The organism is Variovorax sp. PDC80, from assembly GCF_900115375.1.
Taxonomy (GTDB): Bacteria; Pseudomonadota; Gammaproteobacteria; order Burkholderiales; family Burkholderiaceae_C; genus Variovorax.
The window spans coordinates 142,400-160,548 of the sequence record NZ_FOWG01000009.1 but is presented as its reverse complement, the minus strand read 5'-3'; the positions used below and the strand labels follow the sequence as shown (position 1 = coordinate 160,548).

The 18,149-nt window shown below is 69.3% G+C and carries 16 protein-coding genes; 15 read left to right on the top strand and 1 reads right to left on the bottom strand.

The genetic code is table 11. The annotated features are described in order from the left end of the window. Positions 1-107 precede the first annotated feature (107 nt). The 11 genes from BM109_RS25100 to accD all read left to right on the top strand — a co-directional run bounded on the left by BM109_RS25100 (position 108) and on the right by accD (position 13,201). The gene (locus BM109_RS25100; RefSeq protein ID WP_093348737.1) at positions 108-1,073 is read left to right on the top strand and encodes a LysR substrate-binding domain-containing protein; all 966 of its coding nucleotides are present in this window, start codon (positions 108-110) and stop codon (positions 1,071-1,073) included. A gap of 42 nt (positions 1,074-1,115) precedes the next feature. Then, positions 1,116-2,537, top strand: coding sequence for a 3-isopropylmalate dehydratase large subunit (leuC, locus tag BM109_RS25095; protein ID WP_093348735.1), 1,422 nt, complete (start codon positions 1,116-1,118; stop codon positions 2,535-2,537). A gap of 14 nt (positions 2,538-2,551) precedes the next feature. Beyond that, entirely contained in the window at positions 2,552-3,208 is a 657-nt protein-coding gene (gene leuD / locus BM109_RS25090) for a 3-isopropylmalate dehydratase small subunit (RefSeq protein WP_093348732.1), read from the top strand. A gap of 35 nt (positions 3,209-3,243) precedes the next feature. Next, positions 3,244-4,344 carry a 3-isopropylmalate dehydrogenase gene (leuB, locus tag BM109_RS25085; RefSeq protein ID WP_093348729.1) on the top strand — a complete coding sequence of 367 codons (1,101 nt, stop codon included), beginning with the start codon at positions 3,244-3,246 and terminating at the stop codon, positions 4,342-4,344. 93 nt (positions 4,345-4,437) lie between these two features. After that, on the top strand, positions 4,438-5,580 hold the full coding sequence (gene asd, locus BM109_RS25080; RefSeq protein ID WP_057595813.1) for an aspartate-semialdehyde dehydrogenase: 1,143 nt from the start codon (positions 4,438-4,440) through the stop codon (positions 5,578-5,580). Between the two features lie 169 nt (positions 5,581-5,749). Further along, on the top strand, positions 5,750-8,509 hold the full coding sequence (locus tag BM109_RS25075) for a FimV/HubP family polar landmark protein (RefSeq protein ID WP_093348727.1): 2,760 nt from the start codon (positions 5,750-5,752) through the stop codon (positions 8,507-8,509). A 33-nt stretch (positions 8,510-8,542) separates the two neighbouring features. Next, entirely contained in the window at positions 8,543-9,355 is an 813-nt protein-coding gene (gene truA, locus BM109_RS25070) for a tRNA pseudouridine(38-40) synthase TruA (protein WP_057592268.1), read from the top strand. Further along, positions 9,352-10,053, top strand: a complete 702-nt coding sequence (locus tag BM109_RS25065; protein ID WP_093348724.1) for a phosphoribosylanthranilate isomerase — start codon at positions 9,352-9,354, stop codon at positions 10,051-10,053. Before truA ends, BM109_RS25065 begins: the two co-directional genes overlap by 4 nt. Positions 10,054-10,101: 48 nt before the next feature. Then, the gene (gene trpB / locus BM109_RS25060; protein WP_093348722.1) at positions 10,102-11,379 is read left to right on the top strand and encodes a tryptophan synthase subunit beta; all 1,278 of its coding nucleotides are present in this window, start codon (positions 10,102-10,104) and stop codon (positions 11,377-11,379) included. Further along, entirely contained in the window at positions 11,379-12,224 is an 846-nt protein-coding gene (trpA, locus tag BM109_RS25055) for a tryptophan synthase subunit alpha (RefSeq protein WP_093348719.1), read from the top strand. The genes trpB and trpA overlap by 1 nt, the downstream gene beginning before the upstream one ends. Before the next feature lie 104 nt (positions 12,225-12,328). Continuing rightward, on the top strand, positions 12,329-13,201 hold the full coding sequence (accD, locus tag BM109_RS25050) for an acetyl-CoA carboxylase, carboxyltransferase subunit beta (protein ID WP_057592272.1): 873 nt from the start codon (positions 12,329-12,331) through the stop codon (positions 13,199-13,201). Between the two features lie 76 nt (positions 13,202-13,277). Here the strand turns inward: accD and BM109_RS25045 are convergent, their stop codons facing one another. Then, positions 13,278-13,832: a YggT family protein gene (locus BM109_RS25045; RefSeq protein ID WP_057592332.1), complete on the bottom strand. Its 555-nt coding sequence runs from the start codon at positions 13,830-13,832 to the stop codon at positions 13,278-13,280. Between the two features lie 49 nt (positions 13,833-13,881). Between BM109_RS25045 and BM109_RS25040 the strand changes: the two genes are divergently transcribed. The 4 genes from BM109_RS25040 to BM109_RS25025 all read left to right on the top strand — a co-directional run bounded on the left by BM109_RS25040 (position 13,882) and on the right by BM109_RS25025 (position 18,083). Continuing rightward, positions 13,882-14,535, top strand: coding sequence for an LON peptidase substrate-binding domain-containing protein (locus BM109_RS25040; RefSeq protein ID WP_256222764.1), 654 nt, complete (start codon positions 13,882-13,884; stop codon positions 14,533-14,535). A gap of 174 nt (positions 14,536-14,709) precedes the next feature. Next, positions 14,710-16,260, top strand: coding sequence for a lysine--tRNA ligase (lysS, locus tag BM109_RS25035; protein ID WP_093348717.1), 1,551 nt, complete (start codon positions 14,710-14,712; stop codon positions 16,258-16,260). Continuing rightward, positions 16,257-17,516: an Hsp70 family protein gene (locus BM109_RS25030; protein ID WP_093348715.1), complete on the top strand. Its 1,260-nt coding sequence runs from the start codon at positions 16,257-16,259 to the stop codon at positions 17,514-17,516. Before lysS ends, BM109_RS25030 begins: the two co-directional genes overlap by 4 nt. 36 nt (positions 17,517-17,552) lie before the next feature. Then, positions 17,553-18,083, top strand: a complete 531-nt coding sequence (locus tag BM109_RS25025) for a M48 metallopeptidase family protein (RefSeq protein ID WP_093348712.1) — start codon at positions 17,553-17,555, stop codon at positions 18,081-18,083. Positions 18,084-18,149: the final 66 nt, after the last annotated feature.

The following is an 18,149-nucleotide window of genomic DNA, read 5'->3' as shown; positions in this document are numbered from 1 at the left end:
GCACCCGTCGCCTCCGGGCAATGAAGCCATCTCTCATCACGACGACCATGGCGAAAAAATAAGGAGAAAATAGCCGACTCATCGCCAGATGCGATGCCCAAGCCCCCATGAGCACGTCCGAACGCAACTTTGCCCGCCGCATCGACCTCACGTCGCTGCAGCTGTTCGTGGCCGTGTGCGAGCTGGGCAGCATCGGCCGCGCCGCGGAGCGCGAATTCATCGCCGCCTCGGCCATCAGCAAGCGGCTGTCGGACCTCGAGGCCACGCTCGGCACCACCCTGCTCTACCGCCATGCGCGCGGCGTCGACCTGACGCCGGCCGGCGAGAGCCTGCTGCACCACGCCCGCTCGGTGCTCTACAGCCTCGAGAAGATGCAGGGCGAGCTCAGCGAGTACGCCGACGGCGTGCGCGGCCACGTGCGGGTGCACGCCAACATCTCGGCCATCGTGCAGTTCCTGCCGGAAGACCTGGGCGTGTTCACGCGCGCCCACGAGGCGATCAAGATCGACCTCGAGGAGCACCTGAGCACCGAGGTGATCCGCGCGGTGCAGGAAGGCGCGGCCGACCTCGGCGTGTGCCACGTGGCCGGCGGCGCGGGCGAGCTGCAGAGCCTGCCCTACCGGCACGACCGCCTCGCGCTGATCGTGCCCGCGGGCCACGCGCTGGCCGACCAGGGCGCGATCGAGTTCATCGCCGCGCTCGATTACGACCACGTGGGCCTGCACACCAACAGCTCGATCTACGTGGCGATGCACGAGGCCGCGCTGCTCGCGGGCCGCAGCGTCAAGCTGCGCATCCACGTCACCGGCCTCGATGCGATGTGCCGGATGATCCAGAACGGCCTGGGCATCGGCGTGATGCCGCAGCGCGCCTTCGAGCTGATGCAGGACGGCATCGGCCGCGGGCTGGTCAGCGTGGCGCTGTCCGACGCCTGGGCCGCGCGCGAGATCCGGCTGGTGGCGCGCGATTTCTCCACGCTGCCGGTGGCGGCCCGCACGCTGGTGAACCACCTGCACGCGGCCTCCTCCACCGAGGCCGAGGCCGAACCCGGCACCGACCGGCTCGCGGCCTGAAACACAAGACAATCCATTCCCCACGAAAGAGAAGAGACCGACATGGCACGCACGCTCTACGACAAGATCTGGGACGAACACGTCGTCCACACCGAGGAAGACGGCACCGCGATCCTCTACATCGACCGCCACCTGGTGCACGAAGTCACCAGCCCGCAGGCCTTCGAAGGGCTGCGCGAAGCCGGCCGCAAGCTGTGGCGCATCAGCTCGGTGGTGGCCACGGCCGACCACAACACGCCGACCACCGGCTGGGAGCGCGGCTACGAAGGCATCGCCGACCCGACCAGCAAGGAACAGGTCACCACGCTCGACCACAACATCGCCGAGTTCGGCGCGGCCGCGTTCTTCCCGTTCCTGAGCAAGCGCCAGGGCATCGTGCACGTGATCGGCCCCGAGACCGGCGCCACGCTGCCGGGCATGACGGTGGTCTGCGGCGACTCGCACACCTCCACGCACGGCGCCTTCGGCGCGCTCGCGCACGGCATCGGCACCAGCGAGGTCGAGCACGTGATGGCCACGCAGACGCTGCTGGGCAAGAAGGCCAAGAACATGCTCGTGAAGGTCGAGGGCAAGCTGCCCCTGGGCTGCACGGCCAAGGACATCGTGCTGGCCATCATCGGCAAGATCGGCACCGCCGGCGGCACCGGCTACACGATCGAGTTCGCCGGCTCGGCCATTCGCGACCTCAGCATGGAAGGCCGCATGACGGTGTGCAACATGGCGATCGAGGCCGGCGCGCGCGCCGGCCTGGTGGCGGTCGACGAGAAGACCGTCGCCTACATCAAGGGCCGCCCGCTGGCGCCCACCGGCGTCGAATGGGACCAGGCCGCGGCCTACTGGCGCACGCTGCAGTCCGACCCCGGCGCGAAGTTCGACACCGTGGTCGAACTCGACGCGACCCAGGTCAAGCCGCAGGTCACCTGGGGCACCTCGCCCGAGATGGTGGTGGCGATCGACGGCCGCGTGCCCGATCCCGACAAGGAAAAGGACAGCAGCAAGCGCGGCGCCATCGAGCGCGCGCTGGTCTACATGGGCCTGGAGCCGAACAAGCAGATGAACGACATCTTCATCGACAAGGTGTTCATCGGCTCGTGCACCAACAGCCGCATCGAGGACATGCGCGAGGCCGCGGCCGTGGTGAAGAAGCTGGGCCAGAAGGTCGCGAAGAACGTGAAGCTGGCGCTCGTGGTGCCCGGCTCGGGCGTGGTGAAGGAACAGGCCGAGCGCGAAGGGCTCGACCAGATCTTCAAGGCCGCGGGTTTCGAATGGCGCGAGCCCGGCTGCTCGATGTGCCTGGCGATGAACGCCGACCGCCTCGAGCCCGGCGAGCGCTGCGCCTCGACCAGCAACCGCAACTTCGAAGGCCGCCAGGGCGCGGGCGGCCGCACCCACCTCGTGAGCCCGGCCATGGCCGCCGCGGCCGCCGTGCACGGCCATTTCGTCGACGTGCGCACCTTCGCCTGACCAGGAGACACCCCATGCAGAAATTCACCGTGCACAAGGGCCTCGTGGCCCCGATGGACCGCGAGAACGTCGACACCGACGCGATCATTCCGAAGCAGTTCCTCAAGTCGATCAAGCGCACCGGCTTCGGCGTGAACCTGTTCGACGAATGGCGCTACCTCGATCCGGGCGAGCCCGGCCAGGACCCTGCCAGCCGCAAGCCGAACCCCGACTTCGTGCTGAACCAGCCGCGCTACGCGGGCGCCTCGGTGCTGCTGGCGCGCAAGAACTTCGGCTGCGGCTCGTCGCGCGAGCATGCGCCGTGGGCGCTCGACCAGTACGGCTTCCGCGCCATCATCGCGCCGAGCTATGCCGACATCTTCTTCAACAACAGCTTCAAGAACGGCCTGCTGCCGATCGTGCTGTCCGAGACGCAGGTGGCCCAGCTGTTCGACGAGACCTTCGCCTTCCCGGGCTATTCGCTGACCATCGACCTCGAGCGCCAGGTGGTGGTGAAGCCCGACGGCCAGGAGTTCGCCTTCGACGTGCAGGCCTTCCGCAAGTACTGCCTGATCAACGGCCTGGACGACATCGGCCTCACGCTGCGCCACAAGGACAAGATCAAGGCCTTCGAGGCCGAGCGGCTGGCGCAGAAGCCCTGGCTCGCGCACACGATGCTCGCCAACGCCTGAGCGTTTTCCGTTTCACTTCCTTCGACAACCACCCAATGAAAATCGCAGTTCTCCCTGGTGACGGCATCGGCACCGAAATCGTGGCGGAAGCCGTCAAGGTGCTCCAGGTGCTCGACCTGAAGTTCGAGCTGGAGACCGCCCTGGTCGGCGGCGCCGCCTACGAGGCCCATGGCCACCCGCTGCCCGATTCGACGCTCAAGCTCGCCAAGGAGGCCGACGCGGTGCTGTTCGGCGCGGTGGGCGACTGGAAGTACGACAAGCTCGACCGGCCGCTGCGCCCCGAGCAGGCCATCCTGGGCCTGCGCAAGAACCTCGGCCTGTTCGCCAACTTCCGCCCGGCCATCTGCTACGAGCAGCTGGTAGGCGCCTCGAGCCTCAAGCCCGAGCTGATCGCGGGCCTGGACATCCTCATCATCCGCGAGCTGACCGGCGACATCTACTTCGGCCAGCCGCGCGGCCGCCGCACCGCGGTCGACGGCCACTTCCCGGGCGCCGAGGAAGCCTTCGACACGATGCGCTACTCGCGCCCCGAGATCGAGCGCATCGCGCGCGTGGCCTTCGAGGCCGCCCGCAAGCGCAGCAAGCGCGTGACCAGCGTCGACAAGGCCAACGTGCTCGAAACCTTCCAGTTCTGGAAGGACGTCGTGACCGAGGTCGGCAAGGACTATCCGGACGTCGAGCTCGACCACATGTACGTCGACAACGCCGCCATGCAGCTCGTGAAGGCGCCCAAGAAGTTCGACGTGGTGGTCACCGGCAACATGTTCGGCGACATCCTCTCGGACGAGGCCGCGATGCTCACGGGCTCGATCGGCATGCTGCCCTCGGCCTCGCTCAATGCCAGCAACCAGGGCCTGTACGAGCCCAGCCACGGCAGCGCGCCCGACATTGCCGGCAAAGGGGTCGCCAATCCCCTGGCTACAATACTGTCCGCTGCCATGATGCTCCGTTTCTCCCTCAACCAAGCCGAAGCTGCCGACCGGATCGAGTCGGCGGTCAAGCATGTGCTGGCCTCCGGCCTGCGCACGGGGGACATCTGGTCGGAGGGCACCCGCAAGGTCGGCACCATCGAGATGGGCGACGCCGTGGTGGCGGCACTCTCGGCCTCGATCACCAAAAAGACGATTACCGGCTAACCGCAGCCCGCTTCGTCACGCCCACCCGGCTCCTGACGAGTCGGGCGCAAAGAGAAACCAGCGACTTTCTTTTTTCTTAAAGGGCACACTCAAATGGCGAACGCATCTCAACCTCTGGTCGGCCTCGTGGGCTGGCGCGGCATGGTCGGCTCGGTCCTGATGGACCGCATGCAGGCCGAAAACGACTTCGGCCTCATCGAGCCGGTCTTCTTCTCGACCTCCAACGCCGGCGGCAAGGCCCCGGCGATGGCCAAGAACGAGACCGCCCTCAAGGACGCGCACGACATCGAGGCCCTGAAGAAGTGCGACATCGTCATCACCTGCCAGGGTGGCGACTACACGACCGAGGTGTTCCCCAAGCTGCGTGCCGCCGGCTGGAACGGCCACTGGATCGACGCCGCCTCCACGCTGCGCATGAAGGACGACGCGATCATCGTGCTCGATCCGGTCAACCTGCCCGTGATCCAGAACGCGCTGACCAATGGCGGCAAGAACTGGATCGGCGGCAACTGCACCGTGAGCTGCATGCTGATGGGCGTGGGCGCGCTCTACAAGGCCGGCCTGGTCGAGTGGATGACCAGCATGACCTACCAGGCCGCCTCGGGCGGCGGCGCGCAGCACATGCGCGAGCTGCTGACGCAGTTCGGCACGCTCAACGCCGAGGTCCGCTCGCTGCTCGACGACCCCAAGTCCGCCATCCTCGAGATCGACCGCAAGGTGCTGCACAAGCAGCAGAACCTGAGCGCGGCCGAGACCGCCAACTTCGGCGCCCCGCTCGGCGGCTCGCTGATCCCCTGGATCGACAAGGACCTGGGCGACGGCATGTCGAAGGAAGAGTGGAAGGGCGGCGCCGAGACCAACAAGATCCTCGGCCAGGGCGCGGGCTTCGGCACCGCGGCCACGCCGGTCGACGGCTTCTGCGTGCGCATCGGCGCCATGCGCTGCCACAGCCAGGCGCTGACCTTCAAGCTCAAGAAGGACGTGCCGGTGGCCGACATCGAAGCCATGATCGCCGCCGACAACGCCTGGGTGAAGGTGGTGCCGAACACCCGCGAAGCCACCCTGCAGGACCTGACGCCCGTGGCCGTGACTGGCACCATGGGCATCCCGGTCGGCCGCATCCGCAAGCTGGCGATGGGCCCGGAGTACGTCGGCGCCTTCACCATCGGCGACCAGCTCCTCTGGGGCGCCGCCGAACCGCTGCGCCGCATGCTGCGCATCCTGCTGGAAGCCTGATGGGGGCAGTTCGCGCCCGTTGCCTACCCCCTTGTTGTCGAAAGGCGACAGAAGATGTGTTCGTAAGTATGCGCGCACTGGGTAGAACGGGCGCACTGCCTTGTCAGTAGGGGGTGATGATGCTAACGTCCTCTTACAATTTCTGGGCCTGAGCCGCCCCCCTATCAGCATGACAAGACATCTGTTGCCCGCGGCCTGCCCATCGGCCGCTCGCTCCTCCCTTCCCCTGAACGGCGTTCGTCTGTCCGTCCTGAGTGCGGCGGTGGCCGTGGCGATGGGTCTGGCCAGCACCGATGCGAGCGCGTTGGCACTGGGTCCGCTGAAGGTGCAGTCGGCGCTGGGCGAACCGCTGCGGGCCGAGATCGACGTGACCGAGATCACGACCGCCGAAGCCGACAGCCTCAAGATCAACGTGGCCACAGCCGACGCCTTCAAGGCGGCCGGCGTGCCCTACAACCCGGCCCTCAGCGACGTGCGCGCGACGCTGCAGCGTCGCGCCGGCGGCCAGTACGTGGTGCGCCTCAACGGCAGTCGTCCGCTCAACGACCCCTTCATCGACCTGCTGCTCGAAGCCAACGGCAGCACCGGCCGCATCGTGCGCGACTACACCGTGCTGCTCGATCCGCCGGCCGCGCGCCCCGCGGTCGATGCCGGCACGCCGATCGCCCCCGTCTCGCCGCGGGTCGCGGCACCCGTCGAGCGCCCGGGCCCGGTCGTCGCGCGCACGCGCCGCGCACCGGCCGCGGCGCCCGCGCCAGTCACCGTGGCACCGGCACCGTCCGCGGCCTCCTCCGCCGCACCCGTCGCTCCTTCGCCCCGCCCGGCGGGCAGCGGCGAACAGCTCACGGTGCAGCGCGGCGACACCGCCGGCAAGATCGCGGCGGCCAACAAGCCGGCCGACATCTCGCTCGACCAGATGCTGGTCGCGCTGCTGATGGCCAACCCCGATGCCTTCATCGGCGGCAACGTCAACCGCATCAAGGCCGGCGCCGTGCTCGACCTGCCGAGCGCCGCCGAAGCCGGCGCGGTGCCGGCCGCGGAAGCCCGCCGCACGGTCACGGCCCAGAGCCGCGACTTCGGCGCCTACCGCCAGCGGCTGGCCGAGAACGCCCCGACCTCGAACGTGGCCGGCGCCAGCCGCCGCGCTGGCGGCCGGGTGCAGGCCAATGTCGAGGACCGCAACGCAGCCGCCGCCGCGCCCGACAAGCTCACCATCTCGCAAGGCAGCGCCACCGCGCGCGCCGCCGAGGAAAAGGTCGCGCAGACCCGCCAGGCGCAGGATCGCAGCGCCCGCGCCGCCGAACTGTCGAAGAACATCGAGGAGCTCAACAAGCTCAAGGCCGCGGGTGGCTCGACCGCCGCGGCGCCTTCGGCCGCGCCCACGCCTGCCGCTGCGGCCGCCCCAGCCGCCGCGCCCGCCACCACGCCGGGCATCCCGGTGCCGGTCGCCGGCCCCGCCGCCACCGCACCGAGCCCCGCTGCCGCGCCTGCACCGGCACCCGCTGCTGCAGCCACGCCGGCCCCGGCCGCAGCGACGCCCGCCGTCGAGGCTGCGCCAGCGGCAGCGCCCGCCGCAGCCGCCGCGGCCGCCACCCCCACCGAAGGCGCTGCAGCCACCGGCGCCCCCGCTCCGAGCCCCGCGGCCAGTGCCGCGGCACCCGCACCCAAGCCCGCGCCCAAGAAGGTCGTGGCGCCGCCGCCTCCGCCGCCCGAACGCAGCTTCCTCGACGAACTGCTCGACAACCCGCTGATGCTGGGCGGCATCGCGCTGATCGCGCTGCTGATCGGCTTCCTGCTCTACCGCGTGCTGGGCCGCCGGCGCGAGGAAATGAGCGAGAGCGTGTTCCTCGAGAGCCGCATCCCGAAGGACTCCTTCTTCGGCGCCAGCGGCGGCGAATCGGTCGACACCAAGAACCGCGGCGATTCCACCGTCTCCTCGCTGTCGTACTCGCCGAGCCAGCTCGATGCCGGCGACGTCGACCCGGTGGCCGAGGCCGACGTGTACCTGGCCTACGGCCGCGACCTGCAGGCCGAGGAGATCCTGCGCGAAGCGCTGCGCGTGAATCCCGACCGCACGGCGATCCACCTGAAGCTGCTCGAGATCCACGCCAAGCGCCGCGACCTGCGCGCCTACGAAGGCCTGGCCACCGAAGTGCACAAGCTCACCGGCGGCAGCGGCGCCGACTGGACCCGCGTGGTCGACATGGGCAAGGAACTCGATCCTGGCAACCCGCTGTACGAATCGGGCACGCCGCGCAGCGCCACGCCCGCCGAGAGCGCCGCCCTCGCGACCGCGCTGGCGGCCGCCTCGGCCCGCCCGCCGGTCGCCGCCAAGCCCGCGCCCGCGCCGGCTCCGGTGGCAGCCGCTCCGGCCTTCGTGCCCTCGGTGGCACCGCTCGACTTCGATCTCGACCTGAGCCAGCCGCCCGCACCGCCGCCGCTGGCACCGGTCGGCGCCAGCCTGCCGAAGTCGGCCTATGCGCCCGCCCCGACCGCGCGCCCGACGACGCCCCCGTCCGCCAGCCTGGCTGCGCAGCCGACGGTCGACCTCGAGAACGATTTCGATACCGCCCCCGGCGCGCTGCCGCTCGACACCCTGCCCGGCTCGCTCAACGACGCCGACAACACCCGCCCGGCCGTGCTGCGCGGCGGTGCCGGCCTGCCGGCCGATTCGGGCTTCATCGAGTTCGACATGAGCGCCCTGGCCGGCCTGCCCGCCCGCTCGGGCAACGGCGCCGACCATCCCGCGCCGTCGGCGTCGGCCCATGAGGACGACGAGAGCCCGCATGCCGTCAAGCTGTCGCTGGCGCGCGAGCTGCAGGCCATCGGCGACGTCGAGGGCGCGCGCTCGCTGGTCGAGGAAGTCGAAGCCGAAAGCGCCGGCGAACTCAAGTCGCAGGCGCGGCAGTTGCTCGCCGAGCTGCGCTGAGCGCGCGGCGCCGGCCTCCTTGTTCCTGGTTTCGTGAGGCTGGCGCTCGGCATCCGCTACAACGGCCAGGCCTACGACGGCTGGCAGAGCCAGTCCTCGGGCCGCACGGTGCAGGACAAGCTCGAGAAGGCGCTGTCCCAGTTCGCCGCGCAACGCATCTCCACGCTGTGCGCCGGCCGCACCGACGCCGGCGTGCACGGGCTGATGCAGGTGGTGCACTTCGATACCGAGGTGCAGCGCGAACCCTTCTCCTGGATGCGCGGCACCAACCGCTACCTGCCCGACGACATCGCGGTGCAGTGGGCGCACCCGGTGCCGGCCGAATTCCATTGCCGTGCCAGCGCCCTCGCGCGGCGCTACGTCTACGTGCTCTCGCAGTCGCCAGTGCGTCCCAGCCTCGACGCGGGGCGGGTCGGCTGGTCGATGAACCTGCTCGACGGCGACGCGATGCGCGCCGCGGCCGCGCTGCTGATCGGCGAACACGATTTCAGCTCGTTCCGCGCCTCGGCCTGCCAGGCCCGCTCGCCGGTCAAGAACCTGCGGCGCATCGAGATCACGCGCCACGGCGAGGGCGAGCGCTGCCGCTGGCAGTTCGAGTTCGAGGCCGATGCCTTCCTGCACCACATGATCCGCAACCTGATGGGTTGCCTGGTGCGCGTGGGCCGGGGCGCCGAGTCGCCCGAGTGGATCAGCGAGGTGCTCGCGGCGCGCAGCCGCGACGCGGCGGCACCGACCTTCTCGCCCGACGGGCTGTACTTCCTCGGCCCGTTGTACGACGCCAAGTGGGGTCTGCCGGCCGAGGCCACCTTCCAGGCCGCCCGCGCGGCCTATGATGGCCCGCCATGAGCCTTCTCCCGCCGCGCACCCGCATCAAGATCTGCGGCCTCACGCGCGAGGCCGACCTCGATGCCGCCGTGGAAGCCGGCGCCGATGCCGTCGGCTTCGTGCTCTACCCCAAGAGCCCGCGCGCCATCGCGCCCGAACGCGCGGCCGCGCTGGCCGCGCGCCTGCCGCCCTTCGTCACGCCGGTGCTGCTGTTCGTCGATGCGCAACCCGCCGAGGCCATCGCCGCGCTGGCCCGGGTGCCGGGCGCCATCGCCCAGTTCCATGGCGATGAAACGCCCGCCGACTGCCTCGCGGCGAGCGGAAACGGCCGCTTCCGCTTCATGCGCGCGGCCCGCATTCCCCTCGGCGAGGCCGGCGCCCGCTTCGACCTCGTAAAATACGCATCCGATTTCTCAAACGCCCAGGCCATCCTGCTCGACGCCCATGTCGACGGTTATGGCGGTGGCGGCAAGGCATTCGATTGGTCACTTCTTCCACCCGCCGTCGACGCTCACCTCGTCTTGAGTGGTGGACTCACACCTGCAAACGTGGGCGATGGCATTCGCACGCTGCGGACACGCTGCAAGACGCTGTCCGTTGATGTGAGCTCGGGCGTCGAGATCGACGGTCCCGGGAACAAGGGCCTGAAGGACGCCGGCAAGATCCGGCAATTCGTCGCCGCGGTGAGAGCGGCCGACGCCTCGTCCTTCTCCAGTTAGCCGCCGCACCCGGTTGTCGACCGGGCTGCGGCCCAACGATCGAGAACCATGCAAAGTACCTACCAGCAACCCGACGCCACCGGCCATTTCGGCAACTACGGCGGCACCTTCGCGAGCGAGACGCTCACCCACGCGATCAACGAGCTGCGCGACGCGTACGCGAAGTACAAGGAAGACCCGGCCTTCCTGGCCGAATTCCACTACGAGCTCAAGCACTTCGTCGGCCGGCCCTCGCCGATCTACCACGCCGCGCGCACCAGCCGCGAGATGGGCGGCGCGCAGATCTACCTCAAGCGCGAGGACCTCAACCACACCGGCGCCCACAAGATCAACAACGTGATCGGCCAGGCGATGCTCGCGCGCCGCATGGGCAAGCCGCGCGTGATCGCCGAGACCGGCGCCGGCCAGCACGGCGTGGCCACGGCCACCATCTGCGCGCGCTACGGCCTCGAATGCGTGGTCTACATGGGCAGCCAGGACGTGAAGCGCCAGAGCCCCAACGTCTACCGCATGAACCTGCTCGGCGCCACGGTGGTGCCGGTCGAGTCGGGCAGCAAGACGCTGAAGGACGCGCTCAACGAGGCGATGCGCGACTGGGTCACGAACGTGGAGAACACCTTCTACATCATCGGTACCGTCGCCGGCCCGCACCCCTACCCGATGATGGTGCGCGACTTCCAGAGCGTGATCGGCACCGAGTGCATCGAGCAGATGCCCGCGATGCTGGCGGCCGACGGCATCACCGGCGAAGCCGAGGGCAAGCAGCCCGATGCGGTGGTCGCCTGCGTGGGCGGCGGCAGCAATGCGATCGGCATCTTCCATCCCTACATCCCGTTCGCCGGCACGCGGCTGATCGGCGTCGAGGCCGCGGGCGAAGGCCTGGACAGCGGCAAGCACGCCGCCTCGATCCTGCGCGGCAGCCCGGGCGTGCTGCACGGCAACCGCACCTACCTGCTGCAGAACGAGGACGGCCAGATCACCGAGACGCACAGCGTCAGCGCCGGCCTCGACTACCCCGGCGTGGGCCCCGAGCATGCGTACCTGGCCGACATCGGCCGCGCCGAGTACGTCGGCGTCACCGACCTCGAGGCCCTCGAGGCCTTCCACTACCTGTGCCGCACGGAGGGCATCATTCCCGCGCTCGAATCCAGCCACGCCGTGGCCCACGCGCTGAAGCTCGCGAAGACCATGCGCCCCGACCAGTCGATCCTGGTCAACCTCTCGGGCCGTGGCGACAAGGACATCGGCACCGTCGCCGACCTCGCGGGCGTCGACTTCTACGACCGGCCCTCGATGCGCGGACTGAGCGTGAAGGGAGGCAAGTGATGAGCCGCATCGCAGCCACCTTCGAAGCGCTGAAGAAGGACGGGCGCCGCGCGCTCATTCCTTACGTCACGGCCGGCTTCCCCTTCGCCGACATCACGCCCGAGCTCATGCACGGCATGGTCTCGGCCGGTGCCGACGTGATCGAGCTCGGCGTGCCCTTCTCCGACCCGATGGCCGACGGCCCGGTGATCCAGCAGGCCGGCGAAGCCGCGCTCGCGCTGGGCATCGGCATGAAGCAGGTGCTGGCGATGGTCGCGGCCTTCCGCGCGAAGGACACGAGCACGCCCGTGGTGCTGATGGGCTATGCCAACCCGGTCGAGCGCTACGACCTCGTGCACGGCAAGCACGCCTTCATCCGCGATGCGGCCGCGGCCGGCGTCGACGGCCTGCTGGTGGTCGACTATCCGCCCGAGGAGTGCGAGCAGTTCGCCGCCGATCTGCGCGAAGCGGGCATCGACCTGATCTTCCTGCTGGCGCCGACCAGCACCGACGAGCGCATGGCGCAGGTCGCGCGCATCGCGAGCGGCTACGTCTACTACGTGTCGCTCAAGGGCGTGACCGGCGCCGGCCACCTCGACACCGAGGCGGTCGGCCGCATGCTCCCGCGCATCCGCCAGCACGTGGGCATCCCGGTCGGCGTGGGCTTCGGCATCCGCGACGCCAGCACCGCGCAGGCAGTGGGCTCGGCGGCCGACGCGGTCGTGATCGGCACCAAGATCATCCAGTTGATCGACGGCCAGCCGCGCGAGAAGGTGGTGCCCGCGGTGCATGAATTCCTCGCGGGCATCCGCGAGGCGCTCGATGCCTTGCCGGCGGCTACCGCGAAGAATGCGGCTGGCCGATAATCGCCGCTGCCCTCGTCAGGCCCCTTTCGTCATGCGAAAAAGCACGGAAGGGGCACTGACGGCCCCGAAGGCTCTCCCGCCTTCGCGCGAACCTAGGAATGCCCATGAGCTGGCTTGAAAAACTGCTACCCGCCAAGATCGCCCAGACCGACCCCGCCGAGCGCCGCCAGGTGCCCGAGGGCCTGTGGATCAAGTGCCCGGCCTGCGAGACGGTGCTCTACAAGACCGACCTCGAGCACAACCAGAACGTCTGCCCGAGCTGCAGCCACCACCATCGCATCGGCGCGCGTCCGCGCCTCGACGCTTTTCTCGATGCCGAGGGCCGCTACGAGATCGGCCAGGAAGTGCTGCCGGTCGACGCGCTCAAGTTCAAGGACAGCCGCAAGTACCCCGAGCGCCTGAAGGAAGCCCTGGAGAACACCGGCGAGACCGACGCGCTGGTCGTGATGGGCGGCTCGGTCCACAGCATCAGCGTGGTGGTCGCCTGCTTCGAGTTCGAATTCATGGGCGGCAGCATGGGCAGCGTGGTCGGCGAGCGCTTCGTGCGCGGCGTCGAGACCGCGATCGAGCAGAAGGTGCCGTTCATCTGCTTCACCGCCACCGGCGGCGCGCGCATGCAGGAAGGCCTGCTGTCGCTGATGCAGATGGCCAAGACCAATGCCGCGCTCACGCGCCTCGCGAAGAAGGGCCTGCCCTACATCAGCGTGCTGACCGACCCGACCATGGGTGGCGTGTCGGCCGGCTTCGCCTTCATGGGCGACGTGGTGATCGCCGAGCCCAAGGCGCTGATCGGCTTCGCCGGCCCGCGCGTGATCGAATCGACCGTGCGCGTGACCCTGCCCGAAGGCTTCCAGCGCGCCGAGTTCCTGCAGACCAAGGGCGCGATCGACTTCATCAGCGACCGCCGCGAACTGCGCAAGACCATCGCCAGCACGCTCGCGATGCTGCTGCGCCAACCGGCGGATGCGGTGAGCTGAAGTCCCGGCTTCCCAAAAGACGAAGCGCCCGGAAACTCGCGGTTCCGGGCGCTTTTTTCATGGGGACTGCAAACGGTCAGAGCCGGTAGGCCAGCACCAGCAGGTTGTTCAGCACGATCGCGATCACCTGCAGCACGACGATCGCGGCCAGCGGCGACAGGTCGACGCCGCCGAGCAGCGGAATGACGCGGCGGAACGGCCGCACCAGCGGCTCGGCCAGGCGCGAGATCAGGTCGAGCAGCATCGGCGAGGCGCCCGGCACCCACGAGAGCACCGCGTACACCACCAGCAGCGCGGTCAGGCCCGACACCGCGAGCTGCAGCAGGCCGATGAACGACACCAGCGGCAGCGCGCCGATGCGCCCGAGGTTGCCGATCAGCAGCCACAGCACGAGGAACTTGGCGATCACCAGCAGCCAGGCGGCCACGGCGCTCGCGAGGTCCCACTTCTTGACGGCCGGCAGCAGCCGCCGCAGCGGCAGCACGATCCAGTCGGTGATGGCGAAGATGAAGCGGCCCAGCGGATTGCCGAAGGGCACGCGGTGGTACTGCATGTAGAGCCGCAGCAGGCAGGCGCCGCCGAGCAGGCCGACGATCACGTCGAGGAGGAACGATGGGATCTGATAGAGCATGGCGCGCGAGGTGAAGCGGAGTGCGATGATAGCCACGCAAGGCTCTTCGATGACGACACAACCCCTTCTGAACTCCCTGCCTTTGTTCCCGCTCGGCACGGTCCTCTTCCCCGGCGGCCTGCTGCCGCTGCGCATCTTCGAGGTGCGCTACCTCGACATGATCGGCAAGTGCCGCAAGGGCGGCGTGCCCTTCGGCGTGGTGAACCTCACGAGCGGCACCGAGGTGCGCAAGGCCGGCGCGCAGGCCGAGCGCTTCGCCGAGGTCGGCACGCTGGCCGTGATCCGCGAATTCGAATCGCCGCAAAGCGGCCTGCTGCAGATCGAGTGCGTGGGCACGCAGCGCTTTCGCGTGCGCCACAGCGAACTGCAGAAGCACGGCCTGTGGATCGCCGACGTCGCGATCCTCCCCGACGACGTCGCGCTCGAGATCCCCGAGGACCTGCAGCACACCGCCACCGCGCTGCGCCGCCTGGTCGACACGCTCGAGGAACGCAAGCGCGCGCAGGACGCCACCGGCTCGCCGCCGGTGCGCCTGCCGATCGGCGCGCCCTACCGCTACGACGACTGCGGCTGGGTCGCCAACCGCTGGTGCGAGCTGGTGCCGATGCAGCTCGAGCTGCGGCAGCGGCTGATGGAGCTCGAGAGCCCGCTGATGCGGCTCGAACTGGTCGGCGATCTGCTGGCGCGCACCGGCATCGCCTGAGCGCTCGGGCGACAGGGCCGAAGGGCCCGCCCCGCTTCGTTTCGCGCTTCGAATTTGATAGCTGATGGCGCAAGGCCGGCGACGGGTTCGCCGGAATTCGCGCGCCATCGCCTGGGCTAAAATCCCGCCTTTCGCGCCGAATTTCCCTGCGCGCGCCTCCCCCACCGCCTCCCCATGTCCGAACAACAGCCGCCCACCCCTGCTCCGGCCGCGACCACGCCCGCCGTCGACGACAACCAGCTCATCGCCGAACGCCGCGAGAAGCTCAAGCTGCTGCGCACCGCGCAGACCGAAGGCAAGGGCGTCGCGTTCCCCAACGACTTCAAGCCGGGCCACCGCGCCGCCGCGCTCGTCGAGGCGCATGGCGTCGTCGAAGCCGAAGCGCTCGAGGCGCAGAACGTCGCCGTGAGCGTGGGCGGCCGCATGATGCTCAAGCGCGTGATGGGCAAGGCCAGCTTCGCGACCCTGCAGGACGCCACCGGCCGCATCCAGCTCTACGTCACGCGCGATGCGGTCGGCGAAGAGGTCTATGCCGAATTCAAGCGCTGGGACCTCGGCGACATCCTCGGCGCCGAAGGCACGCTGATGAAGACCAAGACCGGCGAACTGTCGATCAAGGTCACGACGCTGCGCCTGCTCACCAAGAGCCTGCGCCCGCTGCCCGACAAGTTCCACGGCATGGCCGACCAGGAGCAGAAGTACCGCCAGCGCTACGTCGACCTGATCACCGACGAGTCGGCGCGCGTGCGCTTCACCGCGCGCAGCAAGGCCGTGAGCGCGCTGCGCGAATTCATGGTGGCCAACGACTTCCTCGAGGTCGAGACGCCGATGCTGCATCCGATCCCGGGCGGCGCCAACGCCAAGCCCTTCAAGACGCACCACAACGCGCTCGACCAGGAGATGTTCCTGCGCATCGCGCCCGAGCTCTACCTCAAGCGCCTGATCGTCGGCGGCTTCGAGCGCGTGTTCGAGATCAACCGGAGCTACCGCAACGAGGGCATCTCGGTGCGGCACAACCCCGAGTTCACGATGATGGAGTTCTACGCGGCCTACTGGAACTACCGCGACCTGATGGACTTCACCGAGACGCTGATCCGCACCATCGCCGACAAGGCCGTGGGCACGCAGCAGCTCACCTACCAGGGCAAGCCCGTCGACCTGACGCAGCCCTTCGAGCGCCTGACGATCCGCGAGGCGATCCTCAAGCACACCGATGCGGGCGATGGCGTCGACGACAGCGCCTGGCTCGTCAACGCCCTGCGCAAGCTGGGCCTGAGCGAGGAGAAGGACAAGCTCTCGCAGCGCAGCCTGGCCAGCCTGCAGGTGATGTACTTCGAGGAGACCGTCGAAGAGAAGCTCTGGCAGCCGACCTTCATCATGGAACACCCGACCGAGATCTCGCCGCTGGCGCGCGCCAACGACGAGCGCCCCGAGGTCACCGAGCGCTTCGAGCTCTACATCACGGGCCGCGAGTTCGGCAACGGCTTCAGCGAGCTCAACGACGCCGAGGACCAGGCCGCGCGCTTCAATGCGCAGGTGGCGGCCAAGGACGGCGGCGACGACGAGGCCATGTACTACGACCACGATTTCGTGCGCGCGCTCGAGTACGGCATGCCGCCCACCGGCGGCTGCGGCATCGGCATCGACCGGCTGATGATGCTGCTGACCGATTCGCCGAGCATCCGCGACGTGATCCTGTTCCCCGCGCTGCGCAGGGAATCTTGAGCACCGCGACCGCGAACGCCACCGCGATCGGCATCGACTTCGGAACCTCGAATTCGGCCGTCGCCTGCCGCGTCGCGGGCGCCACCCGGCTGCTGCCGATCGAAGGCGCGGCCACCACCCTGCCCACCGCGATCTTCTTCAACGCCGAGGACCGCAGCACGCACTTCGGCCGCGACGCGATCGCGCTCTACCTGGCCGGCGTCGAAGGCCGGCTGATGCGCTCGCTCAAGAGCCTGCTGGGCAGCCCGCTGATGCAGGAGAAGACCGCGATCTTCGACGGCCTCGTGAGCTTCGAGGACATCATCGCGCGCTTCCTGCGCGAGATGGCCGAGCGGGCCGCGCGCGAGATGGGCCGCCTGCCCGAGCGCGTGGTGATCGGCCGGCCGGTGCACTTCGTCGACGACGACAGCAAGCGCGACGAACGTGCCGAGCAGAGCCTGCGCGCCGCCGCGCGCGCCGCGGGATTCCGCGATATCGCCTTCCAGCTCGAGCCGATCGCGGCCGCCTTCGACTACGAGCAGCGCGTGCGCAAGGAATCGCTGGTGCTGATCGTCGACATCGGCGGCGGCACCTCCGACTTCACCGTGGTGCGACTGGGCCCCGAGCGCGCCGCGCGCGAGGAGCGTGGCGACGACGTGCTGGCCACCACCGGCGTGCACATCGGCGGCACCGACTACGACCAGCGGCTCAACCTCGACCGCGTGATGCCGCTGCTGGGCTTCGGCCATCACGGGCCGCAGGGCCGCGAGGTGCCGAGCAAGGTGTTCTTCGACCTGTCGTCGTGGCACCTGATCAACTGGCTGTACCTCGCCAAAGCCACCCGGCAGGCGCGCGAGCTGCGCACCAGCTATGCCGACATGCGGCTGCACGACCGGCTCATGGCGGTGCTCGACGAGCGCCACGGCCACCGCGTGCTGGGCGCGGTGGAGCAGGCCAAGATCGACGCCTCGGTCAGCGACGCACCCGCCGTCATCGACCTCGACTGTGCCGAGCCCGGCCTCACGAGCACCCTGTCGCCGGCCGACATGGCGCAGCAGCTCGCGGCGCAGTTCGAGGCGGTGATCGCCTGCGCCCATGCCTGCGTCAAGCGCGCCGGCCTGCGCAGCAACGAGCTCGACGCCATCTACCTCACCGGCGGTTCGTCGGCGCTGCGGCCCTTCCAGCAGGCGCTGCGCAAGAGCTTCGCGGGCGTGCCGCTGGTCGAGGGCGACCTGTTCGGCGGCGTGGCCTCGGGGCTGGCCTTCGCGGCACGCTGAGCGACCGACTCCGCGTCATCGGTCGCGCCATCGCGCATGAAGTACCTCTCGGCCTATCCGACGACACTGCAGGCGCAGGTACGCCGGCTGCTCGACGAGCAGCGCCTGGGCACCTGGCTGCGCGAGCGCTACCCCGAGGGCGCGCATGCCGTGCAGACCGACCAGGCGCTCTACCTCTACACGACCGGGCTCAAGAACGAGTTCATGCGCAAGGCCGGACCGCTGTCGAAGGTGATCTTCGACAGCAAGCTGCACGTGATCCGCCACGCGCTGGGCACCCACACCACCGTGTCGCGCGTGCAGGGCAGCAAGCTCAAGACCAAGCAGGAGATCCGCGTCGCGAACCTGTTCAAGGCCGTGCCGGCCCCCTGGCTGCGCATGATCGTCGTGCACGAGCTCGCGCACATGAAGGAGCGCGACCACGACAAGGCCTTCTATGCGCTGTGCACGCACATGGAGCCGGACTACCACCAGCTGGAGTTCGATCTGCGGCTGTACCTGACGCACATCGAGGCGGGCGGAATGCGCCTGTGGGAATCGGCGACCACGCCGCCTGCCGCATCCTGAGCAGGCGCGGCGGCTTGCATGGGGCCGCGGCCGTGCACACAATCGCCCTCGCATGGCGCGCGATTA